21 protein-coding genes are annotated in these 24,080 nt (G+C 69.4%); 13 read left to right on the forward strand and 8 right to left on the reverse strand.

The window, feature by feature from the left end; genetic code table 11:
- Positions 1-53: 53 nt before the first annotated feature.
- On the forward strand, positions 54-839 hold the full coding sequence (locus tag BXA03_RS14345; RefSeq protein WP_076508928.1) for an enoyl-CoA hydratase: 786 nt from the start codon (positions 54-56) through the stop codon (positions 837-839).
- A 21-nt stretch (positions 840-860) separates the two neighbouring features.
- On the opposite strand, the gene BXA03_RS14350 is transcribed toward BXA03_RS14345, so the two are convergent.
- Positions 861-1,418, reverse strand: a complete 558-nt coding sequence (locus BXA03_RS14350) for an HNH endonuclease (RefSeq protein WP_043118462.1) — start codon at positions 1,416-1,418, stop codon at positions 861-863.
- 198 nt (positions 1,419-1,616) lie between these two features.
- Between BXA03_RS14350 and BXA03_RS14355 the strand changes: the two genes are divergently transcribed.
- The 11 genes from BXA03_RS14355 (at position 1,617) to BXA03_RS14405 (ending at position 15,709) form a co-directional block, all read left to right on the forward strand.
- Positions 1,617-2,714 (forward strand): bifunctional riboflavin kinase/FAD synthetase, encoded by a 1,098-nt coding sequence (locus BXA03_RS14355; protein WP_076508930.1) that lies wholly within the window; start codon positions 1,617-1,619, stop codon positions 2,712-2,714.
- A 125-nt stretch (positions 2,715-2,839) separates the two neighbouring features.
- Positions 2,840-5,692, forward strand: coding sequence for an isoleucine--tRNA ligase (gene ileS / locus BXA03_RS14360; protein ID WP_076508932.1), 2,853 nt, complete (start codon positions 2,840-2,842; stop codon positions 5,690-5,692).
- Positions 5,692-6,204 carry a signal peptidase II gene (gene lspA / locus BXA03_RS14365; RefSeq protein WP_076509326.1) on the forward strand — a complete coding sequence of 171 codons (513 nt, stop codon included), beginning with the start codon at positions 5,692-5,694 and terminating at the stop codon, positions 6,202-6,204. Before ileS ends, lspA begins: the two co-directional genes overlap by 1 nt.
- A 360-nt stretch (positions 6,205-6,564) precedes the next feature.
- On the forward strand, positions 6,565-7,623 hold the full coding sequence (locus BXA03_RS14370; protein WP_076508934.1) for a LacI family DNA-binding transcriptional regulator: 1,059 nt from the start codon (positions 6,565-6,567) through the stop codon (positions 7,621-7,623).
- Between the two features lie 47 nt (positions 7,624-7,670).
- Complete coding sequence (locus BXA03_RS14375) at positions 7,671-8,681, forward strand: ABC transporter substrate-binding protein (protein WP_076508936.1); 1,011 nt, start codon at positions 7,671-7,673, stop codon at positions 8,679-8,681.
- A 4-nt stretch (positions 8,682-8,685) separates the two neighbouring features.
- A complete protein-coding gene (locus tag BXA03_RS14380) occupies positions 8,686-9,489 on the forward strand; it encodes an ABC transporter permease (protein WP_076508938.1) in 804 nt (267 codons plus the stop codon).
- Positions 9,490-9,569: 80 nt separating this feature from the next.
- Entirely contained in the window at positions 9,570-10,292 is a 723-nt protein-coding gene (locus BXA03_RS14385; protein WP_369822426.1) for an ABC transporter permease, read from the forward strand.
- The gene (locus BXA03_RS14390; RefSeq protein ID WP_076508944.1) at positions 10,282-11,340 is read left to right on the forward strand and encodes an ABC transporter ATP-binding protein; all 1,059 of its coding nucleotides are present in this window, start codon (positions 10,282-10,284) and stop codon (positions 11,338-11,340) included. The genes BXA03_RS14385 and BXA03_RS14390 overlap by 11 nt, the downstream gene beginning before the upstream one ends.
- Positions 11,340-12,170 carry a phosphodiesterase gene (locus tag BXA03_RS14395; RefSeq protein ID WP_076508946.1) on the forward strand — a complete coding sequence of 277 codons (831 nt, stop codon included), beginning with the start codon at positions 11,340-11,342 and terminating at the stop codon, positions 12,168-12,170. The genes BXA03_RS14390 and BXA03_RS14395 overlap by 1 nt, the downstream gene beginning before the upstream one ends.
- A gap of 146 nt (positions 12,171-12,316) precedes the next feature.
- Entirely contained in the window at positions 12,317-13,984 is a 1,668-nt protein-coding gene (locus BXA03_RS14400; protein ID WP_076508949.1) for a Na/Pi cotransporter family protein, read from the forward strand.
- A 1,056-nt stretch (positions 13,985-15,040) separates the two neighbouring features.
- A complete protein-coding gene (locus BXA03_RS14405; protein WP_083716092.1) occupies positions 15,041-15,709 on the forward strand; it encodes a nitroreductase family protein in 669 nt (222 codons plus the stop codon).
- 95 nt (positions 15,710-15,804) lie between these two features.
- Here the strand turns inward: BXA03_RS14405 and BXA03_RS14410 are convergent, their stop codons facing one another.
- Positions 15,805-16,362 carry a DUF924 family protein gene (locus BXA03_RS14410; protein WP_076508951.1) on the reverse strand — a complete coding sequence of 186 codons (558 nt, stop codon included), beginning with the start codon at positions 16,360-16,362 and terminating at the stop codon, positions 15,805-15,807.
- Positions 16,363-16,486: 124 nt separating this feature from the next.
- Positions 16,487-17,500 (reverse strand): bile acid:sodium symporter family protein, encoded by a 1,014-nt coding sequence (locus BXA03_RS14415; protein ID WP_076508954.1) that lies wholly within the window; start codon positions 17,498-17,500, stop codon positions 16,487-16,489.
- A gap of 69 nt (positions 17,501-17,569) precedes the next feature.
- Here BXA03_RS14415 and BXA03_RS14420 point away from each other — a divergent pair, with 69 nt between their 5' ends.
- A complete protein-coding gene (locus BXA03_RS14420; protein WP_076508957.1) occupies positions 17,570-18,472 on the forward strand; it encodes a LysR family transcriptional regulator in 903 nt (300 codons plus the stop codon).
- On the opposite strand, the gene BXA03_RS14425 is transcribed toward BXA03_RS14420, so the two are convergent.
- The 5 genes from BXA03_RS14425 to BXA03_RS14445 all read right to left on the reverse strand — a co-directional run bounded on the left by BXA03_RS14425 (position 18,459) and on the right by BXA03_RS14445 (position 23,970).
- The gene (locus BXA03_RS14425) at positions 18,459-19,454 is read right to left on the reverse strand and encodes a quinone oxidoreductase family protein (RefSeq protein ID WP_076508959.1); all 996 of its coding nucleotides are present in this window, start codon (positions 19,452-19,454) and stop codon (positions 18,459-18,461) included. The genes BXA03_RS14420 and BXA03_RS14425 overlap by 14 nt on opposite strands.
- An 85-nt stretch (positions 19,455-19,539) precedes the next feature.
- On the reverse strand, positions 19,540-20,337 hold the full coding sequence (locus BXA03_RS14430; protein ID WP_076508962.1) for an SDR family oxidoreductase: 798 nt from the start codon (positions 20,335-20,337) through the stop codon (positions 19,540-19,542).
- An 85-nt stretch (positions 20,338-20,422) separates the two neighbouring features.
- Positions 20,423-21,346, reverse strand: a complete 924-nt coding sequence (locus BXA03_RS14435; RefSeq protein WP_076508964.1) for a DMT family transporter — start codon at positions 21,344-21,346, stop codon at positions 20,423-20,425.
- A gap of 1 nt (position 21,347) precedes the next feature.
- Positions 21,348-22,964, reverse strand: coding sequence for a gamma-glutamyltransferase family protein (locus tag BXA03_RS14440; protein WP_076508967.1), 1,617 nt, complete (start codon positions 22,962-22,964; stop codon positions 21,348-21,350).
- A 40-nt stretch (positions 22,965-23,004) separates the two neighbouring features.
- A complete protein-coding gene (locus tag BXA03_RS14445) occupies positions 23,005-23,970 on the reverse strand; it encodes a Bug family tripartite tricarboxylate transporter substrate binding protein (RefSeq protein WP_076508969.1) in 966 nt (321 codons plus the stop codon).
- Between the last annotated feature and the right edge of the window lie 110 nt (positions 23,971-24,080).

A 24,080-nucleotide genomic window follows, 5' to 3' on the forward strand; every position in this document is an offset into this window, starting at 1 on the left:
GCCGGGCTCGAGACTGCATCGACCCGCAATCACCAGTGAAGCAAGGAGACGCGATGACCACCGACGAACCCATCCTGCTGGAATCGCGCGACGCCCGCGGCGTGGTCACGCTCACGCTGAACCGGCCGGCCGCCTTCAACGCGCTGTCCGAGGCGCTCATCGACGCCCTGCGCACCGCCTGCGACCGGCTGGCGCAGGACGGTGATCTGCGCGCCGTCGTCATCGCCGCCAACGGCCGCGCCTTCTGCGCCGGGCACGACCTGCGCGAGATGCAGGCATCGCCCTCGCAGTCGTACTACCAGGCGCTGTTCGACCGCTGCGGCGCCATGATGCTGGCGCTGCACCGGCTGCCGGTGCCGGTCATCGCCCGCGTCCATGGCCTGGCGACCGCGGCCGGCTGCCAACTTGTCGCGCTCTGCGATCTGGCTGTGGCGGCCGACACCGCCACCTTCGCCACCAGCGGCATCAACGTCGGCCTGTTCTGCGCCACGCCCAGCGTGCCGCTGTCGCGCAACCTGCCGCGCAAGAAAGCCTTCGAGTTGTTGGTGACGGGCGATTTCATCGACGCCCAGACAGCCATGGCTCAGGGCCTGGTCAACCGCGTGGTGCCGGCCGAAGGCCTGGACGCCGAGGTGGAAGCGCTGGTGGCCAGCATCGTCGCCAAGCCCCGCATCGCGCTGGAGATGGGCAAGGCCCTCTTCTACCGCCAGTTGGAGACCGGACTCGAAGCCGCGCTCCACGACGCCGCGCGCACCATGGCCTGCAACATGGCCGATGCGACGGCGCAGGAGGGCGTGCAGGCCTTCATCGAAAAACGGGCGCCGTCCTGGCGCCCGTGAGCCTGTTGCGCGTTGCTGCAGCTAGCCGTGCAACCGCGAGCTCGACGGCAGGTGCGCCGACAGGAACTCCATCTGGTCCGCCAGGATGCGGCGGTTGCGCAGGATGAAGTCCTCCCACAGGCTGGGCACGTAGGGCGTGTAGAGCAGCGGCATGTGCGCCTGCTCCGGCGTGCGGTTGCCTTTGCGGTGATTGCAGGCCCGGCAGGCCGTCACCACGTTCATCCAGTGGTCCACGCCGTTCTGCGCGAAGGGCACGATGTGCTCGCGCGTCAGGTCGTCCTCGTGGAAATGGTCGCCGCAGTAGGCGCAAACGTTGCGGTCGCGCGCGAAGAGCTTGCTGTTGGTCAGGCCCGGCCGCAGGCTGAAGGGGCTGATGCGCGGCACGCCGCGTGTGCCGATGATGCTGCTGACGGCGATCTGCGACTGCTCGCCCGTCATCGCGTTGTGGCCGCCACGGAACAGGGCAACCTGTTCGCCGGCCTCCCAGCGCACCTCGCCGGCCGCGTAATGGATCACCGCCTGTTCGAGCGAGATCCACGACTGGGGCAGCCCTTGGGCCGACAGCTTCAATACCTTCACCACAAACGCCTCCTCGTCGAACGAAGAAAACACAGGGAACGTACGCCACGCAGAACCGTCCGCACCGCCGGCCAAGACCGCCATGGCGGCCCGGCAGTGCCGGAAAGCGACACAATATAACCGGCATTCATGACAGCCCGTTCACGCCCGGAGGATTCCCGAGCGCACGCGGCCAGCTATCAAAAAGATAACAGGACCATGCAGATCTTCCGCGGCTTCCGCCATCCGGGCGTTGCGCCTGCCAGCGCCGTCACCATCGGCAATTTCGATGGCGTGCACCGCGGCCACCAGGCCATGCTGGGTCTGCTGCAGACCGAGGCCCGCCACCGCGGCCTGCCCAGCTGCGTGCTGACCTTCGAGCCCCATCCCCGCGACTACTTCGCCGGCGTCGCCAGGCGGCCCGAGCTGGCGCCGGCGCGCATCGCCACGCTGCGCGACAAGCTCGGCGAACTGCAGGCTTGCGGCGTGGCGCAGACCGTGGTGCTGCCCTTCGATGCGCAGTTGGCCAGCCAGTCGCCCAAGCAGTTCATCGACGAGGTGCTGGTGCGCGGCCTGGGCGCGCGCTACGTGCTGGTGGGCGACGACTTCCGCTTCGGCGCCAAGCGCGCGGGCGACTTCGCCATGCTGCACGCGGCGGGCGCCGCGCGCGGCTTCGATGTGGCGCGCATGAACAGCTACGAGGTCTCCTACCCCGCCGCACCGGGCAGCGACGAGGGACCGCGGGCGCTGCGCGTGTCCAGTTCCGCCGTGCGCGAGGCGCTGGCTGCCGGGCGAATGGACGATGCCGCCGCGCTGCTTGGCCGGCCCTACGCCATCTCCGGCCATGTGGTGCACGGCCGCAAGCTGGGCCGGGCGCTGGGCGCCAGCGCACCCGGCGGCACGGATGGTTTCCGCACGCTCAACCTCCGCTTCAAGCACTGGAAACCGGCGGCGAGCGGCATCTTCGCGGTGCGGGTTCACGGACTGGGCGAACGCCCCTTGCCGGGCGTGGCCAACCTGGGCGTGCGGCCCTCGCTGGACCCGAACGACGTCAACGGCGGCCGCGTGCTGCTGGAGACGCACTGCCTCGAATGGCCGGCCAGCCTGGGCCCGGAGGGGGCCTACGGTAAAATCGTGCGCGTGGAACTGTTGCACAAACTGCACGACGAGCTGCGCTACACCAGCCTGGAAGCCCTGACCGCGGGCATCGCCCAGGACCTGGCCGACGCACGCGCGTATTTCGCCGCCGGCAGTGCCGGCGCGGCGGGCAGCACCCACGCGGAAACGCGGCGCCAGACCACGCGCGACCGAATTTAACCGGCACGCCTGCCGTGCCGGCGCCCCACCGACAAGCTCGGGGCGAGCGGCCTGACCTCCTCCCCTCCCGCGCGGGCCTTCGCCGCGAACGGGCCGAGCCTGTCGAAGCCTTCCCCTCCGCCCCCATGTCCGACGCTGCCGATTCCTCCGCGACCCCCGACTACCGCGCCACCCTGAACCTGCCCGACACGCCCTTCCCCATGCGCGGCGACCTGCCCAAGCGCGAGCCGGGCTGGGTCAAGGCCTGGAACGACGAGGGCCTTTACAAGCGCCTGCGCCTGGCCCGTGCCGGCCGGCCCAAGTTCATCCTGCACGACGGCCCGCCCTACGCCAACGGCCAGATCCACATGGGCCATGCGGTGAACAAGATCCTCAAGGACATGATCACCAAGGCGCGCCAACTGGAAGGCTACGACGCGCTCTACGTGCCCGGCTGGGACTGCCACGGCCTGCCGATCGAGAACGCCATCGAAAAGAAGCACGGCCGCAACCTCAGCCGCGACGAGATGCAGGCCAAGAGCCGCGCCTACGCCACCGAGCAGATCGCGCAGCAGATGAGCGACTTCCAGCGCCTGGGCGTGCTGGGCGAATGGGACCATCCGTACAAGACGATGGACTTCGCCAACGAGGCCGGCGAGATCCGCGCCTTCAAGAAGGTCATCGAGCGCGGCTTCGTCTACCGCGGCCTCAAGCCGGTCTACTGGTGCTTCGACTGCGGCTCGTCGCTCGCCGAATTCGAGATCGAGTACGCCGACAAGAAGAGCCAGACGCTGGACGTCGCCTTCAAGGCCCATGACCGCGCAAAGCTGGCCGCCGCCTTCGGCCTGCCGGCCATCGACAAGGACGCCTTCGCCGTCATCTGGACCACCACGGCGTGGACCATCCCGGCCAACCAGGCACTCAACCTCAACCCCGAGCTGACCTACGCCCTGGTCGACACCGACCGCGGCCTGCTGATCGTGGCCGACACGCTGGTCGAGAGCTGCCTGAACCGCTACGCGCTGGATGGCAAGGTGGTCGCCATCGCCCCCGGCCGCGCGCTGGGCGGGCTTGAGTTCGAGCATCCGCTGTACGACGTGCACGAGGGCTACCGCCGCCTGTCGCCGGTGTACCTGGCCGACTACGCCACTGCCACCGACGGCACCGGTCTGGTCCATTCCTCACCCGCCTACGGCCTGGACGACTTCCAGTCCTGCATCGCGCATGGCATGGCCTATGACGACATCCTCAACCCGGTGCAGGGCAACGGCGTGTACGAGCCGGACTTCCCCCTCTTCGGCGGCCAGCACATCTGGAAGGCGGTGCCGCACGTCATCGAGGCGCTGCGCGAGGCCGGCCGGCTGATGGCCACCGAGACCATCACCCACAGCTATCCGCACTGCTGGCGCCACAAGACGCCGGTGATCTACCGCGCCGCCGCCCAGTGGTTCATCCGCATGGACGAAGGCGAAGGCGTGTTCACCCTGCCCGGCGCCAAGCCGGCCAAGACGCTGCGGCAGATCGCGCTGGAAGCCATCGAAGACACCAGCTTCTACCCCGAGAACGGCAAGGCCCGGCTGCACGACATGATCGCGCACCGGCCCGACTGGTGCATCTCGCGCCAGCGCAGCTGGGGCGTGCCGATCCCCTTCTTCCTGCACAAGCTCACGGGCGAACTGCATCCGCACACGATGGAGATCCTGGACCAGGCGGCAGAGATCGTCGAGCGCGGCGGCATCGAGGCATGGAGCCGCGTGACGACCGAAGAGATCCTCGGCACCGAGGACGCGCCGCACTACACCAAGAGCAGCGACATCCTGGAGGTGTGGTTCGACTCCGGCTCCACCTTCTTCCATGTGCTGCGCGGCACGCACCCCACGGTGCACCACGACCAGGGCCCCGAGGCCGACCTGTACCTCGAAGGCCATGACCAGCACCGCGGCTGGTTCCACAGCTCCCTGCTGCTGGCCTGCGCGCTGGAAGGGCGCGCGCCCTACCGCGGCCTGCTGACCCACGGCTTCACCGTGGACAGCCAGGGCCGCAAGATGAGCAAGTCGCTGGGCAACGGCATCGACCCGCAGGAGATCACCAAGAAGCTGGGCGCCGAGATCATCCGCCTGTGGGTGGCCGCCTCCGACTATTCGGGCGACATCGCCGGCGACGACAAGATCCTGGCGCGCGTGGTCGATGCCTACCGCCGCATCCGCAACACGCTGCGCTTCCTGCTGGCCAACACCAGCGACTTCGACCCGGCCAAGGATTCGGTGCCGCTGTCCGAGCTGTTCGAGATCGACCGCTGGGCCCTGTCGCGCGCGGCGCAGTTCCAGGCCGAGGTGCTGGGCCACTACAAGGTCTACGAATTCCACCCCGTGGTGGCCAAGCTGCAGGTGTTCTGCTCGGAAGACCTGGGCGCCTTCTACCTGGACGTGCTGAAGGACCGGCTCTACACCACGCAGCCCGGCTCGCGCGCACGGCGCAGCGCGCAGACGGCGCTGTGGCACATCACCCAGGCCATGCTGCGCTGGATGGCGCCCTTCCTCAGCTTCACGGCCGAAGAGGCATGGAAGTTCGCAGGCCAGTCGGAATCCATCTTCATGGAGACCTTCTGCGACCTGGGCACGCCCGACGAGGCGCTGCTGGCCAAGTGGGGCCGCATCCAGGCGATCCGCGACGCGGTCAACAAGGAGATCGAGGCCGTGCGCACCGCCGGCGGCGTGGGCTCCTCGCTGCAGGCCAACGTGCTGCTTACCGCCGCGACGGAAGACCATGCGCTGCTGGCCGCGCTGGGCGACGACCTCAAGTTCGTCTTCATCACCTCGGTGGTGGATCTGCAGGCCGGCGACGCGCTCGCCATCGCCGTGACGCCCAGCACCGCCACCAAGTGCGAACGCTGCTGGCACTGGCGCGACGACGTGGGGCACGACAGTGCGCATCCCACGCTGTGCGGCCGCTGCACCAGCAACCTGTACGGCGCCGGCGAAGCGCGGAGCGTCGCATGATGACCAAGGCGCACGGCGGATTCGAGTCCACCCGTCCGGGCCTGGGCATCTGGGGCTGGCTGGCGCTGGCGGTGCTGATCTTCATCGCCGACCAGTACACCAAAACGCTGATCCTGGGCCACTACCAGCTCGGCGATGCCACGCGCATCACCGACTTCTTCAACATCGTGCGGGCGCACAACACGGGCGCGGCCTTCTCCTTCCTGGCCGGGGCCTCGGGCTGGCAGCGCTGGTTCTTCACCGGCATCGGCGTGGCGGCCGCCGTGTTCATCGTCTGGATGCTGCGCTCGCATGCGGGGCAGAAGCTGTTTTGCTTCGCGCTCGCCTGCATCCTGGGCGGCGCCATCGGCAACGTGGTGGACCGCCTGATGCACGGCTACGTGGTGGACTTCCTGGACTTCCATTGGGCCGGCTCGCACTTCCCGGCCTTCAACCTGGCCGACAGCGCCATCACGCTGGGCGCCATCTGCCTGGTGCTGGACGAGATCCGGCGCATGCGCCGCAAGCGCTGAGGCGGACGAGCGGGCTGCGCGCCCGTCGCTCCTGCGTGATCACGGCGCCCCCGCAGGCGCACGACGGCGCGAGGCTTCGGTCTCGCGCTTTTTTTTGCGCTCGCGCCGCCCCAAACCCGTTCGGCCTGAGCCTGTCGAAGGCCCGCCCCGGGGGCAAGCAGGTAAGCCAACCCGTTCGCCCTGAGCGCGTCGAAGGGCCCGTGCCCCGGCTTCGACAAGCTCAGCCCGAACGGATGTTCATCAACTGACCGGCATCACGCCCGCGGGTAATCCCGGTACCGGATTCCGTCATGACGGTGTCACATGCACCCCTTCAAATGAAAACGTTTACATGATGTTTTCCAACGAAGGTTTCCGCGCATGAGCATCCAGGCCGTTGCCGACAAGGCCGGCGTTTCCATCGCCACCGTCTCGCGCGTGTTCAACGCGCCCGACAAGGTGCTGCCCGCCACGCGCGCGCTGGTGGAATCGGTCGCGCGCGAGCTGGGCTACCTGCCCAGCGCCAGCGCACGCACCCTGCGCACGCAGCGCAGCCGGGTGCTGGGCGTGGTGCTGCCCACCTTGCTCAACCCCACCTTCGCCGAATGCCTGCAGGGCCTGGCCCAGGCCGCGGCCGAGGCCGGCCATGCCATCGTGCCGCTGACCACCGGCTACGACCTGGACGCCGAGCAGCGCGCGGTCGACCAGCTGCTCGCCCGCGAGGTCGAAGGCATGGTGCTGGTCATCTCCAACCCGCAGACTTCTGCCGCCCTGGCCCGGTTGCAGGCCCGCCAGCGGCCTTATGTGCTGGCCTACAACCGCCATCCGGCCCACTGCTGCGTGACGGTCGACAACGAAGCCGCCTCGGCCGAGGCCGTGGCGCACCTGGCCGCACTGGGCCACCGGCGCATCGCCATGGTGAGCGGCACGCTCGCGCAGTCCGACCGCTCGCAGCAGCGGCACCGCGGCTTCCTGGCCGGCATGGCGGCCGCCGGCCTCGATGCGCCGCCGCTGATCGAAGTGCCCTTCGTCGAAGCCGCGGCCGACGCGCTGCGCGCACGCCTGGCCGCGGGCGACCGTCCCACCGCCCTGTTCTGCTCCAACGACCTGCTGGCGATTCGCGCCGTGCGCGCCGCGCACCTGGCCGGCCTGCGCGTGCCGCAGGACCTGTCGGTGATGGGCTTCGACGGCATCGCGCTGGGCGACGAACTCACGCCGCGCCTGGGCACCATCGAACAGCCCGCCGCCGACATCGGCCGCCGGGCCGCGCAGCTGCTGATGGCGGCGCTGGACGAGCAGCGCACGCCGCTGCCCGCCGACAGCCTGCTGCTGCCGCACCGCCTGCGCACCGGCGAATCGTGCGCACCGCCGCCGGAGGCGGCGGCCAGCGACCCCGCCTCCCCCACAACCCCAAAGAGCCGGCGCCGCACCGCGCGCTGAACCGGCCTGCCTCTGTCCGTCCCTCCCCCATCCAAAGGAACGCTTCCATGACCTCCAAGCTCCTCTCCGCCACCCGCCTCGCGGTTGCCGCTGCCGGCTTTGCCGCCACGGCCGCCTTCGCGCAGACGGCCATCTGCTACAACTGCCCGCCCGAATGGGCCGACTGGGGCAGCCAGATCAAGGCCATCAAGGCCAAGACCGGCGTCACCGTGCCCCCCGACAACAAGAACTCCGGCCAGGCCCTCGCGCAGCTCGTCGCCGAGAAGGGCAGCCCCGTGGCCGACATGACCTACCTGGGCGTGACCTTCGCCATCCAGGCCCAGAAGGACGGCGTGGTGCAGCCCTACCAGCCCGCCAACTGGAAGGACATCCCCGATGGCCTGAAGGACCCGCAAGGCCACTGGTTCACCATCCATTCGGGCACGCTGGGCTTCATGGTCAACGTGGATGCGCTCAAGGGCAAGCCGATCCCGAAGTCCTGGGCCGACCTGCTCAAGCCCGAATACAAGGGTCTGGTGGGCTACCTGGACCCGGCCTCGGCCTTCGTTGGCTACGTGGGCGCGGTGGCCGTCAACCAGGCCCGCGGCGGCAGCATGGACGACTTCAAGCCCGCCATCGACTACTTCAAGGCCCTGCAGAAGAACGAGCCCATCGTGCCCAAGCAGACCGCCTATGCCCGCGTGCTCTCGGGCGAGATCGGCATCCTGCTGGACTACGACTTCAACGCCTACCGCGCCAAGTACAAGGACGGCGCCAACGTGGCCTTCGTGATCCCCAGCGAAGGCACGGTGGTGGTGCCCTACGTGATGAGCCTGGTGGCCAAGGCGCCGCATGCGGCCGATGCCAAGAAGGCGCTGGACTTCGTGCTCTCCGACGAAGGCCAGGCCGTGTGGGCCAAGGCCTATCTGCGGCCGGTGCGCGCCAGCGCCATGCCCAAGGACGTGGAAGCGCAGTTCCTGCCCGCCAGCGAGTACGCCCGCGCCAAGCCGGTGGACTACGCGAAGATGGCCGGCGTGCAGAAGGCCTTCTCCGAGCGCTACCTGAAGGAAGCGCGCTGAGGCGATGCAGCGACCGCAGCTGATCCTGCTGGCCTGCGCCCTGCCGGCCGGCATCTTCTTCCTGGCCTTCTGGCTGCTGCCCGCGCTGCAGTTGCTGGCCCTGCCGGCGCGCGAAGGGGCTTCGGCCTACTTCGCGGTGCTGACGCAGCCGCGCTACCTCACGAGCATGCTGCAGACCCTGGCCCTGTCGGTGGTGGTGACGCTGGCCACGCTGGTGCTCGGCGCGGCCGTGGGCCTGTACCTGGCGCGCCAGCGCTTCGCCGGCCGTCGGCTGCTGCTGGCGGTGCTGACGCTGCCGCTGTCCTTCCCGGGCGTGATCGTGGGCTTCTTCGTGATCCTGCTCGGCGGCCGGCAAGGGCTGGTGGCCGACATCTCGTCCAGCCTGGGCGGCGAGCGGCTGACCTTCGCCTACGGGCTGCTGGGGCTGTTCCTGGCCTACCTGTACTTCTCGCTGCCACGGGCCATCGCGGCCTACACGGCGGCGGCCGAATCCATGGACCCGGCGCTGGAAGAAGCCGCCCGCTCGCTCGGCGCCTCTCGCATCGCCATCGCTCGCGACGTGTGGGTGCCCGAGCTCGCGCCCACCACGCTGGCCTGCGGCGCCATCGTCTTCGCCACCGCCATGGGCGCCTTCGGCACGGCTTTCACGCTGGCCAGCAAGTTCGAGGTGATCCCGATCACCATCTACGACGAGTTCACCAACTACGCCAACTTCGCGCTCGCGGCCTCGCTGTCGATCGCACTGGGGCTGGTGACCTGGGCCGTGCTCTTCATCGCGCGGCGCTTCAGTGGGGAGGCCGGCGCATGACCACGGCACGCAGCGGTACATCGCGCTCGCCCGTGCTGGCGACGCTCACCGGCCTGGTGGCCTTCTTCACGCTGGCGCCCATGCTGCTGTCGGTGCTGGCCGGCCTGGTGACCAACTACGGCCGCGGCTGGCGCAGCGGCTTCACCCTGCGCTGGCTGGTGGAGGTGTGGGACAGCTACGGCAGCACCGTCACCGGCTCGCTGCTGCTGGCCGCCACCTGCGTGCTGTGCACCGTGCTGCTGGGCGTGCCCTGCGCCTGGGCGCTGGCACGCAGCCGCACACGCGCGGCACGCCTGTTCGAGGAGCTGCTGACGCTGCCCGTGGCCGTGCCGGGTCTGGCCACCGCGCTGGCGCTGATCCTCGCCTACGGCCAGGTGCAGGGCTTCCGCCAGAGCTATGCCTTCATCCTGGTGGGCCATGTCGTCTTCACCCTGCCCTTCATGGTGCGCACCGTGGCCTCGGCCTTCCAGCGGCGCGAGCTGGTGGCGCTGGACGAGGCCGCGCGCACGCTGGGCGCGAGCTTCATGCAGCGCTTCCTGGGCGTGCTGGTACCGGCCGTGTTCCCGGCCATCGTGGCGGGCTGCCTGATGGTGTTCACGCTGTCGGTGGGCGAGTTCAACCTCACCTGGATGCTGCACACGCCGCTCACCCGCACGCTGCCCGTGGGCCTGGCCGACAGCTATGCCTCGGCCCGCATCGAAATCGGTTCGGCCTACACCCTCGTCTTCTTCCTCGTCATCCTGCCCGTGCTCTGGGGCCTGCAGGCAGCCGCGGACTTCATTCGCAAACACCATGGAACTTGAACGAACGGCCATCGACATCGAGCGCTGCGCCAAGACTTACGCCGACGGCACGCGCGGCCTGCAGCCCACCGACCTGCATGTGGAACCCGGCGAGGTGCTGGCCCTGCTCGGCCCCTCGGGCTGCGGCAAGACTACGCTGCTGCGGCTGATCGCCGGGCTGGAGGGCATGGACGCGGGCGGCCGCATCCTCTTCGGCGGCCAGGACGTGAGCGACCGGCCGGTGGAGCGGCGCAACGTGGGCATGGTGTTCCAGAGCTATGCCCTCTTTCCGCAGATGAGCGTGGCGGCCAACATCGGCTACGGCCTGCGCATCCGCGGCACGCCCGCGGCCGAGGTCGAGCGCACGGTGGGCGAGCTGGTGGAGCTGACGCGCCTGACTGGCCTGGAGCACAAGCGCCCGTCCGAACTCTCCGGCGGCCAACGCCAGCGCGTGGCCCTGGCCCGCGCGGTGGCCGTGCGCCCGCGCGTGCTGCTGCTCGACGAGCCGCTGGCCGCGCTGGACGCCAAGCTCAAGGAGTCGCTGCGCGACGAGCTGGCCGAGCTGCTGCGCCGGCTGCACATCACGGCCGTGCATGTCACGCACGACCAGCAGGAAGCCCTGGCCATCGCCGACCGCCTGGCCGTGATGCGTGGCGGCCGCATCGTGCAGGTGGGCCGCGGCGAGGACCTGTACCGCACGCCGGCCCACCCCTTCGTGGCCGAGTTCCTGGGCCGCGTGAACCGGCTGGACCGCAGCGATGCCGCGCGCCAGCAGGGCGTGGTGATGCTCGGCGGCGTGGCCCTGCCCTGCCCCGGTGGCCTGGCCGGGCAATCCGCCCTGCTGGTGCGGCCCGAGGACATCGAACTCGGCCCGCCGCAGGCCGGCTGGGGCCAGGCCCGGGTCGTGCAACGCACCTTCCTGGGCGAGCGCGTGCAGCTGCGGCTGGACGCCGGCGACCAGCCGACACTGCTGGCCGAAGCCGGCCGCGACTGCCCCTGGCAGCAGGACCAGCAGGTGGGCATCCGCACCACCGCCGACCGCCTGATGCCCGCCACGGAGATTGCCTGATGACCCGACCCACCTTCCTCGTGCAGCTCACCGACCTGCACATCCGCGAGCCCGGTCGCCTGGCCTATGGCCGCATCGACACCGCGCCCTACCTGCGCGAAGCCGTGGCCAGCGTGCTGCGGCTGCGACAGGCGCCCGACGCCATCGTCATCACCGGCGACCTGAGCGACTTCGGCCGCGAGGCGGAATACGCGCACCTGGCCGAGCTGCTGGCGCCCCTGGGCGCCACGCCCATCTACCTGCTGCCGGGCAACCATGACGAGCGGGTGCAGCTGCGCCGCAGCTTTCCCACGCACGGGTACCTGGGTGACGGCGAGTTCGTGCAATTCAACGTGGCCGTGGGGCCGCTGCGGCTGATCGCCCTCGACACGGTGACGCCCGGCGCCTCGCATGGCTCGCTCTGCAGCCGCCGCCTCGACTGGCTGGCCCGCGAGCTGGAGGCCAGCCGCGGCCAACCCGTGGTGATCGCCATGCACCATCCGCCCTTCCGCACGCTGATCGGCCACATGGACGACATCGGCCTGCTCGAAGGGGCAGCCGAGTTGGAAGCACTGGTGCGGCAGCATCCCAACGTGGAACGCATCATCTGCGGCCACCTGCACCGCGCCATCGACGTGCGCTTCGGCGGCACCGTGGCCAGCACCGCACCGGCGCCGGCCCACCAGGTCTGCCTGGACCTGGCGCCCGATGCGCCCTCGGCCTGGACGCTGGAGCCCCCGGGCTTTCGCGTGCATGCGTGGGACGGCCAGCGGCTGGTGACCCACCTGGCTGCCAGCGGTGTTTTCGAGGGGCCGTATCCCTTTCATGACAACGGCGCGTTGATCGATTGAGGCATTGACCGGGCCAACCCTTGCGCTGTTGTGGCAACAGCCGGGCGTGGTCTTCGGCCTACGGCCGCGCCGGCACGCTGCATGCAGAATGGGTGCCCCCTTTTTCCTTTAACGCCCTCTCTATCTGAAGGAGCCGCACCCCGTCCATGAAGCACCTGCTGAACCTGCTTGCCGCCGTCGCCCTCCTCGTGTGGGGCACCCATCTCGTGCGCACCGGCGTGCTGCGCGTGTTCGGGGGCGACCTGCGCAGGTTGTTGCAGCGCAGCCTGGGCAACCGCTTCTCTGCGGCGCTGGCGGGCATCGGCGTGACGGCGCTGGTGCAGTCGAGCACGGCGACCTCGCTGATGACCTCGTCCTTCGTGGGGCAGGGCCTGATCACGCTGCCGTCGGCCCTGGCGGTGATGCGTGGGGCGGACATCGGCACGGCGCTGATGTCGGTGCTCTTCTCCACTGATCTTTCCTGGCTGTCGCCACTCTTCATCTTCACAGGCGTGGTGCTGTCGATCACCCGGCCGGCCAGTGCCGCCGGCCGCTTCGGCCGCATCCTGATCGGGCTGGGGCTGATGCTGCTCGCGCTGCAGCTGGTGGTGCAGGCCACCGGCCCGCTGTTCGAGAGCGAGGCCATGCGCGCCGTGATCGCCTCGATCACGAGCGACCTGATGCTGGAGATCACGGTGGGCGCGGCGCTGGCCGTGGTCGCTTACTCCAGCCTGGCGGTGGTGCTGCTGGTGGCCGCCATGGCCACCGGTGCGGTGGTGCCGCTGGACGTGGCCCTCGGCCTGGTGCTGGGCGCCAACCTGGGCAGCGGCCTGCTCGCGGTGCTGACCACGGCCAAGTCGCCACCGGCGGTGCGGCAGGTGACCGTGGGCAACTTCCTGTTCAAGCTGCTGGGCGTGGTGATCGCGGCGCCCTTCGTCGGGCTGGTGCTCACGCATGCGCCGATGGCGCTGACCGATTCGCCGGCGCAGCTGGTCGTGATGTTCCACCTGGCCTTCAACGTGATCGCGAGCGTGGCCTTCATCGGTCTGACCACGGCCGTGGCCAAGCTGTCGATGAAGCTGGTGCCGGTGCCGCGCACGCCCGCCACCGGCACGCGGCCGCGGCATCTGGATCCCTCCGCGCTGTCCACGCCCACGCTGGCCATCTCGAATGCTGCGCGCGAGGCGCTGCACCAGGCCGATGTGGTCGAGAGCATGCTGATCGGCGCGCTCACGGTCATCCGCAGCAACGACCTGCGGCTGGCCGAGGAACTGCGCAAGATGGACGATCAGGTCGACCGGCTCTACTCGGACATCAAGTACTACCTCACCAAGATTTCGCGCGAGGCGCTGGGCGAAGAGGAAAGCCGCCGCTGGACGGACATCATCAGCTTCACCATCAACATGGAGCAGATCGGCGACATCATCGAGCGGGTGATCTCCGACATCGAGGACAAGAAGATCCGCCCTCACCGCAATTTCTCCGAGGCGGGCATGGCCGAGATCGTGGAGATGCACGAGCGGCTGGTGGCCAATCTGCGGCTGGGCATGAGCGTGTTCCTCAACGGCAATGTGCGCGACGCGCAGAAGCTGCTGGAGGAGAAGGTGCGCTTCCGCGATCTGGAGCGGGCCTATGCCAACACCCACCTCACGCGGCTGATGGACCGCACGGCGCCGAGCATGGAGACGAGCTCGCTGCATATCGACCTGATCAGCGACCTGAAGCGCATCAACTCGCACATCTGCTCGATCGCGTACCCGATCCTGGACTCGGCGGGGGCGCTGGCGCCAAGCCGGCTGCGGTCGTCGCTGGTGGGGGCGGACGAGGCGCGTTGAGGGCTTTGGCACGACCCCACTGGGTGCTTGGCGATGCGGAGTGTCCGTCGAGGCGGGTGCGCCGGTCCGGGCGGGGGCGGGCACCGCGGCGTGCTTCAGTGAGGCGGTCGGCCCTGCGGGCCGACTTCCCTGCGATGCTCGCGCACCCGGCCCGCGGCATAACTCGCTGCGCTGCCTGACGGCAGCTCCGCTCAAACAAACGCCGCGAGTCAGATCACGAAGCAGGCCTGTCCTTCGGCAGGCCTGCGGCCGGGCACGCTGCGCTTCTCGGCGCCTCACAGGCGCACACCACGGTGCCCGCCCCCGCCCGGACCGGAATTGACCGCCGGTGCTGCACTCCCGCACGCCCGCACCCGCGCACCCGCGCAGGGACGCAGGGACGTAGGGACGTAGGGACGCAGGGACGCGAGGCGCGAAGAGGCGGAGACGCGTCCGTGTCACCACCCCCAACCGTTCGGGCTGAGCTTGTCGAAGCCCTGCACAGCCCTGAAAAAGCAAGGCACGCTCAAGAATCGTTGCGGCACAGCATGACTTCGACTGGCTATGACCTCGAACCGCCACCGAGAGCCCACAACACTCATGCCGGCCGATCGAGCACCCGGTGTCCGCGCGCGAGGAATGGCCCGGCGTGGGCGATTTGCGAGGCGGCGAGAAGCGCAGCGGACCCGGCCGCAGGCCTGCCGAAGGACAGGCCTGCTTCGTGATCTGACTCGCGGCGGTTGTTTGAGCGCAGCGCGAAGCGCGTAGCGAGTTCTGCCGCGGGCCGGGTTCGCGAGCATCGCAGCGGAGTCGGCACGCAGTGCCGACCGCCTCGCCATGAGCCCACGCCGGGCCATTCCTCGCGCGCCGCCCCACCATCAAACCGCCCAGACCCAACCAGGCCTCCTCACCAAATAGCGCTCACCCAGCCACGCGTACACGATTCGTCACCCCCTTGCAGGCAGCCTCCCAGACCACCCGCCCCGCTCAGGATATTGAGCTGACCCACGACTGACTCATCGTCACCCGCACGATGATCAGCGCCCTCTGGAAACCACGCCTGGGAGAAGGCCCGCCATGAACGACATGACCCACAAGCACCAAGACGCCACCGGCCTGCTGGACAAGCTCCAGTGGCGCTACGCCACCAAGAAGATGGACCCGGCCCAGGCCGTGCCCGCCGACAAGGTCGAACGCATCCTCGAAGCGATCCGCCTCGCGCCCACCTCCAGCGGCCTGCAACCCTTCGAAGTGATCGTCGTGACCAACCCCGAAGTGCGCCAGCGCATCCAGGCCATCGCCTGGAACCAGGCCCAGGTCACCGAAGGCTCGCACCTGCTGGTCTTCGCCGCCTGGGACCACTACACGGCCGAGCGCATCAACCACATGTTCGACCTGGTGAACGAGGAGCGTGGCTTCCGCAACGAGGGTTGGGAGGCCTACCGCCAGAAGCTGCTGGCCGCCTACCCGGGCCGGCCCGCCGAGCAGAACTTCGAGCACGCTGCCCGCCAGGCCTACATCGGCCTGGGCGCCGCCCTCATCGCCGCCGCCTTCGAGCAGGTCGACAGCACGCCGATGGAAGGCTTCGACCCTGCCGCGCTGGACGAGATCCTGCAACTGCGCGCGCGCGGCCTGCGCAGCGTCGCCATCCTGCCGCTGGGCTACCGCCAGGCCGACGGCGACTGGCTGGTGAACCTGAAGAAGGTGCGCCGCCCGCGCGAGCAGTTCATCACCGAAGTTCGCTGATCGCGCACAAGGCCCGCAGCGCGCTTCGACGCAGCGCTGCGGAGCCTGTGCTCAGGCCTTGCGCCGGTTCAACGCCGACGACCGACGGCGGCCGATCAACCCGCGAAGCCGCCCTCGGCCAGGAAGGCCTCCTCCTGCGGCGTGCTCTGGCGCAGGAGGATCGCGTTGCGGTGCGGAAACCGGCCGAAGCGCTCGACGATGTCCCGGTGCTGCTCGCCATGGCGCAGGGCCTCGGGCGCAAGGCGGCGGTAGAGCTCGACCGAGCGCTGCTGGTCGGCCCGCGCTTCCGAATGCGCGAAGGGCAGGCAAAAGAAGAGCCGCAACGGCGGCTCCACCCCCATCTCATGACCTTGATCCAACGCCCAGCGGGCCATGGCCCGCGCGCGCGGATCGGTCGCATACATGTGGGCGGTGCCGCGGAAGGCATTGCGCGGAAACTGGTCCAGCAGGATCAGCAGCGCCAGGGCGCCCGTCGGCGTTGCAGCCCAGTCATCGAGTGCACCGCGCGCCGCCGTGAGGTGAAGGCCCAGGTAACGCTCGAACAGTGCCGCATCGAAGGCATCGCTCTTGCGGAACCAGTTCGGCTGCGAGGCACGCCAGAAGTCCACCAGGGCAGCGGCTTCGGACGGAGCGGGGGCGGAGATCGACGTCATCGGCGGGGGGCCGCACGGGCCTGGGCAGAAAGGATGGCCGGCATCATGCCAGCCACTGCCCACCGGGTCCGTCGAGGCCTGGAAAGGACTCGACTCGCAGCGACTGTTCTACAGGAACGACTGCTCAGGCCGTCCGAGGCGCCGCAGCCGCCGCGCCATCCGCCAGTGCCGGCTCGGCCCGCCGCGCATAGCGCTGCGCCAGCACCGCGCACACCATCAGCTGGATCTGGTGGTACAGCATCACCGGCAGCACGATCGGTCCGACGATCGACGCGGGGAACAGCACGTTGGCCATGGGCACGCCGCTGGCCACGCTCTTCTTGGAACCGCAGAACACGATGGTGATGCGGTCCTCGATGGAGAAGCCCAGCCGCTTGGCGACGGCGTTGGTCACGCCCAGCGCCAGTGCCAGCAGCAGCGCGCTCACCACCGCCACGGCCAGCAGGGCCGACAGCGGCAGTTGGTGCCACAGGCCCTTCACCACCGCGGCGCTGAAGGCCGTGTAGACCACCAGCAGGATCGAGCCCTGGTCCACCCACTTCAGCATCTTGGCGTTGCGCTGCACGAAGCCGCCGACCCAGGGACGCAGCAGGTGGCCCGCGACGAAGGGCACCATCAGCTGCAGCAGGATGCGCCCGATGGCATCCAGCGAGGCATCGGCATGGTGGCCGGGCACCACCAGCAGGTTGACCAACACCGGCGTGATCAGTACGCCCAGCAGCGTCGAGGCCGAGGCGCTGCACACGGCCGCCGGCACGTTGCCACGGGCCATGGCCGTGAGCGCGATGGACGACTGCACCGTCGAAGGCAACACGCACAGGTACAGCACGCCGGTGTAGAGCGTGGGGGTGACCAACGGCTGCAGCAGCGGCCTGAGCGCCAGCCCCAGCAGCGGGAACAGCACGAAGGTGCTGGCCAGCACCAGCAGGTGCAGCCGCCAGTGGCCCATGCCGGCCAGCACGGCCTCGCGCGACAGCCGGGCGCCGTGCAGGAAGAACAGCGCCGCGATGGCGATCGTGGTGAGGGTTTCCATGCCGACCGCCACGCGCCCCTGCGCGGGCAGCAGGCTGGCCAAGGTCACGGTGCCGATCAGCATCAGCGTGAAGCGGTCGGGCAGGAAGCGGGTGAGCGATGTCATGCCGCGATTGGACGCCGGCCATCGATCCAAGGGAAATGGATTTATCTGATGGTTTTATGATCCTGCCGCATGAATGTGTCGTTGCGCCAGCTCCGTGTCTTCCTTGCCGTGGCGCAGCTGCGCAACTTCAGCCGCGCCGGGCAGGAGGTGGGACTGACCCAGCCGGCCGTCAGCCGCGCCATCCATGAGCTGGAGTCGCAACTGGGCCTCAAGCTGCTGGACCGCACCACGCGCGAGGTCGCCCTGACCGAAGCCGGTCGGGCGCTCGCGCTCAAGCTGGCGCGCGTGCTGGACGAGCTGGACCAGTCCCTGGCCGAGGTGCGTGACCTGGGCCGCCTGCGCCGCGGCAAGGTCCGCGTGGCCAGCAGCCCGACGCTGTCGGCCTACCTGATGCCGGCCTGCATCGCCGCCTGCGTGCGCGAGGAGCCGGACATCCAGCTGCTGCTGCTCGACCGCATCCAGCAGGACGTGCTGACCAGTGTGCGCGCTGGCGAGGTGGATTTCGGCGTGGTGATCGAGCCCTCCGCCGACGAGGACCTGCATTCCGAGGCCATCATGCGCGACCCCTTCGTACTCGTGGTGCCGCACGGCCACCGGCTGGCGCGCAAGGCCGCCGTGCCCTGGTCCTCACTCGACGGCGAGCCGCTGGTGCTGCTGGACCATGCCTCGGGCAGCCGCCGGCTCATCGACGAGGCACTGGCGCGGCATGGTGCGCAGTGCCCGGTGGCGCAGGAGCTGGGCCATCCGACCACTGTCTTCCAGATGGTGGTGGCGGGCCTGGGCATCAGCGTGATGCCGGCCCTGGGCCTGCCGCCGGGTGGGCTGGCCGGCCTGCAGGTGCGGCCGCTGACGCCCAAGGTGGAACGGGCCATCGTGCTGGTGCACAGGCGCAACCGCCAGCCTTCGCCGCTGGCGTTGCGCGTGTGGGAGCTGGTGCGCGCGACGGCCGCGAAGGCCGTCAGTCCAGTGTGAGCACCGTGCAGCCGGTGGTCTTGCGTGCCTCCAGGTCGCGGTGCGCCTGCTGCACGTCCTCCAGCCGGTAGCGCTGCTCGACGGGAATCTTCACCGCGCCGCTCTGCACCACGGCGAACAGGTCGTCGGCCATGGCCTGCGTGCTCTCGCGCGTGGCGATGTGGGTGAACAGCGTGGGCCGCGTGATGTAGAGCGAGCCCTTGGCGCCCAGCTGGCCGATGTTGACCGGCGGCACCGGGCCCGAACCATTGCCGAAGCTGGCCAGCAGGCCGAAGGGCCGCAGGCTGTTCAACGAGCCTTCGAAGGTGTCCTTACCCACCGAGTCGTAGACCACCTTCACGCCCTTGCCGCCGGTGATCTGCTTGACCCGCTCGGCAAAGTCCTCGCGGCTGTAGTTGATGCAGTGGGCCGCGCCATGGGCCAGCGCCAGTTCGCACTTGGCGTCGCTGCCGGCGGTGCCGATCAGTTGCAGGCCCAGCGCCTTGGCCCACTGGCAGGCGATCAGGCCGACACCGCCCGCGGCGGCATGGAAGAGCACGAAATCGCCCGGCTGCAGGCCTTCGGCGGGCAGCGTCTTCTTGAGCAGGTACTGCGCCGTCAGGCCCTTGAGCATCATGGCCGCGCCGGTCTCGAAGGAGATGGCATCGGGCAGCCGGCACACGCAGCGCGCCGGCATCACGCGGCGCTCGCAGTAGGCGCCGGGTGGCTGGCTGGCATAGGCCACCCGGTCGCCGACGGCCAGGTGCGTCACCCCCTCGCCCACCGCCTCGACCACACCCGCCGCCTCCATGCCCAGTTGCAGCGGCATGGGGAAGGGATAGAGACCATTGCGCTGGTAAACGTCGATGAAGTTCAGGCCGACCGCATGGTGACGCACGCGGATCTCGCCGGCGCCGGGTTCACCGACCTCCACCTCCAGCAGCTTCAGTTCCTCGGGACCGCCCTGGCGGTCGATGCGGATGGCTTTGCTCTTCTGGCTCATGGGTTCATCTCCTTGGGTTGTCGTTCGGAATCGAAGCCGGTGCGGGACGGACCGCGCGCCCCTTCAACGCGCCGGTCGCTGAGGGTCAGTAGGTGCCCGGGTAGGCGCCGCCGTCCGCCAGCCAGTTCTGGCCGGTGACATAGGCCGCATGCATGCTGCACAGGAAAGCGCAGATGGCACCAAACTCCTCGGGCGTTCCAAAGCGGCGGGCCGGGATGGTCTTCTTGCGCGCCTCGTGGATGGCATCCACGCTCTGGCCGGTCTTCTTGGCGGCGGCGGCGGCCGTGCCCTGCAGCCGGTCGGTGTCGAAGCTGCCCGGCAGCAGGTTGTTGATCGTCACGCCCTTGGCCGCCAGGCCGGTGCGCGCCACGCCGGCCACGAAGCCCGTGAGGCCGCTGCGTGCGCCGTTGGACAGGCCGAGGATGTCGATGGGCGCCTTCACCGAGCTGGAGGTGATGTTGACGATGCGGCCGAAGCCGCGCGCGGCCATGCCGTCCACCGTGGCCTTGATCAGCTCGATGGGCGTGAGCATGTTGGCGTCCACGGCCTTGATCCAGGCCTCGCGGTCCCAGTCGCGGAAGTCGCCGGGCGGCGGGCCGCCGGCATTGGTGACGACGATGTCGTAGTCGGCATGGGCGGCGAAGGCCTGGGCGCGGCCCTCGGCGGTGGTGATGTCGGCCGCCACCCATTTGACGGAGGGGACGTCGCCGCTGGCCGGGCGCTCGGCCTCCAGCCGGGCCGCGGCGGCCTGCAGCGCCTCGGCGCCGCGCGCCACGATCACCACGTTGACGCCCTCGCGCCGCAGCGCCTGCGCGCAGCCGAAGCCCAAACCCTTGCTCGCGCCGCACACCAGCGCCGTCTTGCCTGCAATACCCAGATCCATGTGAAGAAGACTCCTAAGTGAATGCCGCGCCGGACCGGCCGGGCGGCGATGGGGCGCAAGGGTAGCGGAGGCGGGGGATCCGCGCTCAGGGCCGGGTGAAGACGAAGATGCCCGCCAGCACCAACGCCGTGCCCGCCGCGATCCACACGGTGAAGGGCTCGCCCAGCAGCACCACGCCCATCAGCAGCGTGGACATGGGGCCGATCATGCCGGTCTGCGCAGCCACGGCCGGCCCGATGCGCTCGATGGCCATCATCACCGCCAGCACCGGCACGGCCGTGCACAGCGTGGCGTTGAGCACCGACAGCCAGATCACCTCGGGCGCCACCTCCAGCACCGCGCCGATGGGGCGCAGCACCAGGTACTGGCCGATGCACAGCAGGCAGGCCACGGTGGTCGCCAGCCCGACCAGCCGCAGCGAGCCCAGACGCTTGACGAACTCGCCGCTCCAAACGAGGTAGATGGCATAGCTGATGGCGCTCAGGAACACGAGGAAGGCGCCCCAGGCCGTCGCACTGCCCTGCCCCAGCCCCAGCTCGTGGCCGAAGACCAGCATCACGCCCGCATAGCTGATGGCCGCGCCCAGCAACTGCTTGCCGCGCACCTTGCGGCGGTAGACGGCCCAGCCGAACAGCATCACCAAAGTCGGGTTGAGATACAGGATCAGCCGCTCCAGGCTGGCCGTGATGTACGCCAACCCGGCAAAGTCGAGAAAGCTCGCCAGGTAGTAGCCCGTGAGTCCCAGCCCGAACACGCCCAGCCAGTCGCGCTGCGTGAGCGGCGGCTTGCCACGCCCCGCCCACCACGCCATGACCGCGAAGAGTGGCAGCGCGAACAGCATGCGCAGCATGATGAGCGTCACGGCGTCCACGCCATGCCGGTAGGCCAGCTTGACGATGATGGCCTTGCCGCTGAAGGCGATGGCCCCGAACATCGCCAGCAGCAGGCCGGTGCCGATGCCAGCGCGGGCCTTGGGGGAAACGGAGGAAGACGCCGCGCCGCTGCTCATCTCACCAACCGGCGGCGAGGCCGTCGCGGCGCGGATCGCTGGCGATCACGTAGCCCTCGGTCTTCGGATCCCCCATGCGCCAGATGAACTGGCCGGCGCCGAAGTCCTGGTACGAATCGTTGATGACGTCGATCTCGTGGCCCATGCCGCGCAGGCCTTCGACCACGCCGGGCGCCATGGCCGACTCCACGTTGATGTTCAGCCCGGCGTTGAAGCGCCAGCGCGGCGCATCGCAGGCGGCCTGCGGGTTCTGGTGGTGGTCGATCATGCGCACCAGCGTCTGCATGTGGCCCTGCGGCTGCATGTTGCCGCCCATCACGCCGAAGCTCATCACCGGCTGGCCGCCCTGCGTGAGGAAGCCCGGGATGATGGTGTGGAAGGGCCGCTTGCCCGGTGCCACCTGGTTGGGGCTGCCGTCCTTCAGGCTGAAGCCGTGGCCGCGGTTCTGCAGGCTGATGCCGAACTCCGGCTCCACGCAGCCCGAGCCGAAGCCCATGTAGTTGCTCTGGATGAAGCTGACCATCATGCCGCTCTCATCCGCGGCCGTGAGGTAGATGGTGCCGCCCTTGACCGGGTTGCCGGCCTGGAAGTCCTGTGCGCGGTGCATGTCGATCAGTTTGGCACGGCTCGCCAGATAGGCGTCATCGAGCATTTGCTCGGGGGTCACCGTCATCGACGATGGCTCGGACACATAGCGGTAGACATCCGCAAAGGCCAGCTTCATGGCCTCGATCTGCAGGTGCTGGGCCTGGGCCGAATCGATCGCCATTGAGCCGATGTCGAAGTTGGACAGGATGCCCAGCGCGATCAGCGCCGCGATGCCCTGGCCGTTGGGCGGGATCTCGTGCAGCGTGTAGCCGCGGTAGTCCTTGCTCACCGGCGTGACCCATTCGGGCTTCCAGCTGGCCAGGTCGGCGGTGGTCAGGCTGCCGCCGTTGGCCGCCGAGAAGCGGGCCAGGGCCTCAGCGATCTCGCCGCGGTAGAAGGCCTCGCCGCGGGTCTGGCCGATGGCGCGCAGGGCGCGCGCCGCGGCGGGGAAGCGGAACAGCTCGCCCACCTCGGGCGCCCGGCCCCAGGGCATGAAGCTCTGCGCGAAGCCCGGCTGGTTGTGCAGGATGGGCGTGGCCGCAGCCCACTTCTGCTGCACCACGGGCGGGATCAGGTAGCCGCGCTCGGCGACCTCGATGGCCGGCACCATCAGGTCGGCGAAGGGCAGCTTGCCGAAGCGCTCCGACAGCGCCGCCCAGGCGCCCACGGCGCCCGGCACCGTCACCGAGTCCATGCCGCGCATGGGCGGCGTGGCGCCATCGTCGCCGTGCTTGCGGCGGAAGTATTCGGGCGTCCAGGCCGAAGGCGCGCAGCCCGAGCTGTTGAGGCCGTGCAGTTGCTGGCCGTCCCACAGGATGCAGAAGGCATCGCTGCCCAGGCCATTGCTGACGGGCTCCACCAGCGTCATGACGGCGGCCGTGGCGATGGCGGCGTCCACCGCGTTGCCGCCCTGGTGCAGCATGCGCAGGCCGGCCTGCGCAGCCAGCGGATGCGAGGTCGACACCACGTTGCGGGCGAAGACGGGGATGCGGGTGGAGGGATAGGGATTGCCGTAGTCGAAGCGCTTCATGGTGATCTCCTGCAAGGCTGTTGTTGTGGGGCGAGGGCGATCAGTCGTTGGTGATCTTGCGCTCGACGATGATCTTCTTCCACTTGGCGGCGTCCTGCGCCACCATGGCCGCGAACTGGGCCGGCGTGCTGGTGGTGGGCTCGATGCCCAGCTTGTCGAGCTTCTCGCGCACCTCCGGGTCGGTGATGGCCTGGGCCGCCGCGGTATTGACGCGCGCCACCAGTTCTGCCGGCAGCCCCTTGGGGCCGTACAGGCCGAACCAGGTCACCGACTCGAAGCCGGGCAGCGTGTCGGCCACCGGCGGCAGATCGGGCACCAGCGGGCTGCGCTTGAGTGAAGTGACGGCCAGCGCGCGCAGACGCCCGTCGCGCACGAAGGGCAGGCCCGTGGGCAGAGAGTCGAACAGCAGGTCCACCTTGCCGCTCATCAGGTCGGGCATGGCCAGGGCCGTGCCCTTGTAGGGAATGTGGGTGACGAACACGCCCGCCATCGACTTGAACAGCTCCGCCGTCAGCTGCACGACGGTGCCGTTGCCGCTGGAGGCGTAGTTGAACTTGCCAGGGTTCCTGCGGGCCAGCTCGATCCATTCCTTCACGCTGCGTGCGGGCGAGCTGTTGGGCACCAGCATGATGCTGGGCGCGTTGCCCACGTGGGCGATGGGCGTGAAGTCGCGGACCGTGTCGTAGGGCAACTTGGGATTGATGGACGGGCCCACCGAATGCGTGCTGGTGGTGGCCAGCAGCAGCGTGTAGCCGTCGGCCGGGGCCTTGGCCGCCAGGTCGGAGCCGATGGCGCCGCCCGCGCCGGGCTTGTTGTCCACCACCAGGGCATTGCCGAGCTTCTCGCCCATCTTCTGTGAGAGCGTGCGGGCGAACAGGTCGGTGGCTCCGCCTGCCGGAAAGGGCACGATCAGCCGGATCGGCTTGGACGGATAGCTCTGCGCCAGCGCGGCGCCGGCGGGAAGCAGGGAGGCCGAAGCGGCCTGCAGGAAATGTCTGCGTTGCATCGTCATGGGCGAAGAGAAAAGGACAACGGTCGGGTGCCGGTCAGCCCGGCGGTCGCGCGGCGCCGATTGGAACGCTTTCCGCACTGATGAGGAAATGGATTTGGTTGATG

It is taken from the genome of Pseudacidovorax sp. RU35E, from assembly GCF_900156165.1.
Lineage (GTDB): Bacteria > Pseudomonadota > Gammaproteobacteria > Burkholderiales > Burkholderiaceae_C > Xenophilus.

What these genes read in the sequence shown, in the direction of transcription:
- BXA03_RS14380 (WP_076508938.1), top strand. Translation starts at nt 8,686, where the DNA reads ATGCAGCGACCGCAGCTGATCCTGCTGGCCTGCGCCCTGCCGGCCGGC.
- BXA03_RS14445 (WP_076508969.1), bottom strand. Translation starts at nt 23,970, where the DNA reads ATGCAACGCAGACATTTCCTGCAGGCCGCTTCGGCCTCCCTGCTTCCC.
- BXA03_RS14395 (WP_076508946.1), top strand. Translation starts at nt 11,340, where the DNA reads ATGACCCGACCCACCTTCCTCGTGCAGCTCACCGACCTGCACATCCGC.
- ileS (WP_076508932.1), top strand. Translation starts at nt 2,840, where the DNA reads ATGTCCGACGCTGCCGATTCCTCCGCGACCCCCGACTACCGCGCCACC.
- BXA03_RS14440 (WP_076508967.1), bottom strand. Translation starts at nt 22,964, where the DNA reads ATGAAGCGCTTCGACTACGGCAATCCCTATCCCTCCACCCGCATCCCC.
- BXA03_RS14410 (WP_076508951.1), bottom strand. Translation starts at nt 16,362, where the DNA reads ATGACGTCGATCTCCGCCCCCGCTCCGTCCGAAGCCGCTGCCCTGGTG.
- BXA03_RS14375 (WP_076508936.1), top strand. Translation starts at nt 7,671, where the DNA reads ATGACCTCCAAGCTCCTCTCCGCCACCCGCCTCGCGGTTGCCGCTGCC.
- BXA03_RS14345 (WP_076508928.1), top strand. Translation starts at nt 54, where the DNA reads ATGACCACCGACGAACCCATCCTGCTGGAATCGCGCGACGCCCGCGGC.
- BXA03_RS14385 (WP_369822426.1), top strand. Translation starts at nt 9,570, where the DNA reads ATGCTGCTGTCGGTGCTGGCCGGCCTGGTGACCAACTACGGCCGCGGC.
- BXA03_RS14435 (WP_076508964.1), bottom strand. Translation starts at nt 21,346, where the DNA reads ATGAGCAGCGGCGCGGCGTCTTCCTCCGTTTCCCCCAAGGCCCGCGCT.
- BXA03_RS14355 (WP_076508930.1), top strand. Translation starts at nt 1,617, where the DNA reads ATGCAGATCTTCCGCGGCTTCCGCCATCCGGGCGTTGCGCCTGCCAGC.
- BXA03_RS14430 (WP_076508962.1), bottom strand. Translation starts at nt 20,337, where the DNA reads ATGGATCTGGGTATTGCAGGCAAGACGGCGCTGGTGTGCGGCGCGAGC.
- BXA03_RS14390 (WP_076508944.1), top strand. Translation starts at nt 10,282, where the DNA reads ATGGAACTTGAACGAACGGCCATCGACATCGAGCGCTGCGCCAAGACT.
- BXA03_RS14400 (WP_076508949.1), top strand. Translation starts at nt 12,317, where the DNA reads ATGAAGCACCTGCTGAACCTGCTTGCCGCCGTCGCCCTCCTCGTGTGG.
- lspA (WP_076509326.1), top strand. Translation starts at nt 5,692, where the DNA reads ATGACCAAGGCGCACGGCGGATTCGAGTCCACCCGTCCGGGCCTGGGC.
- BXA03_RS14370 (WP_076508934.1), top strand. Translation starts at nt 6,565, where the DNA reads ATGAGCATCCAGGCCGTTGCCGACAAGGCCGGCGTTTCCATCGCCACC.
- BXA03_RS14405 (WP_083716092.1), top strand. Translation starts at nt 15,041, where the DNA reads ATGAACGACATGACCCACAAGCACCAAGACGCCACCGGCCTGCTGGAC.
- BXA03_RS14415 (WP_076508954.1), bottom strand. Translation starts at nt 17,500, where the DNA reads ATGACATCGCTCACCCGCTTCCTGCCCGACCGCTTCACGCTGATGCTG.
- BXA03_RS14425 (WP_076508959.1), bottom strand. Translation starts at nt 19,454, where the DNA reads ATGAGCCAGAAGAGCAAAGCCATCCGCATCGACCGCCAGGGCGGTCCC.
- BXA03_RS14420 (WP_076508957.1), top strand. Translation starts at nt 17,570, where the DNA reads ATGAATGTGTCGTTGCGCCAGCTCCGTGTCTTCCTTGCCGTGGCGCAG.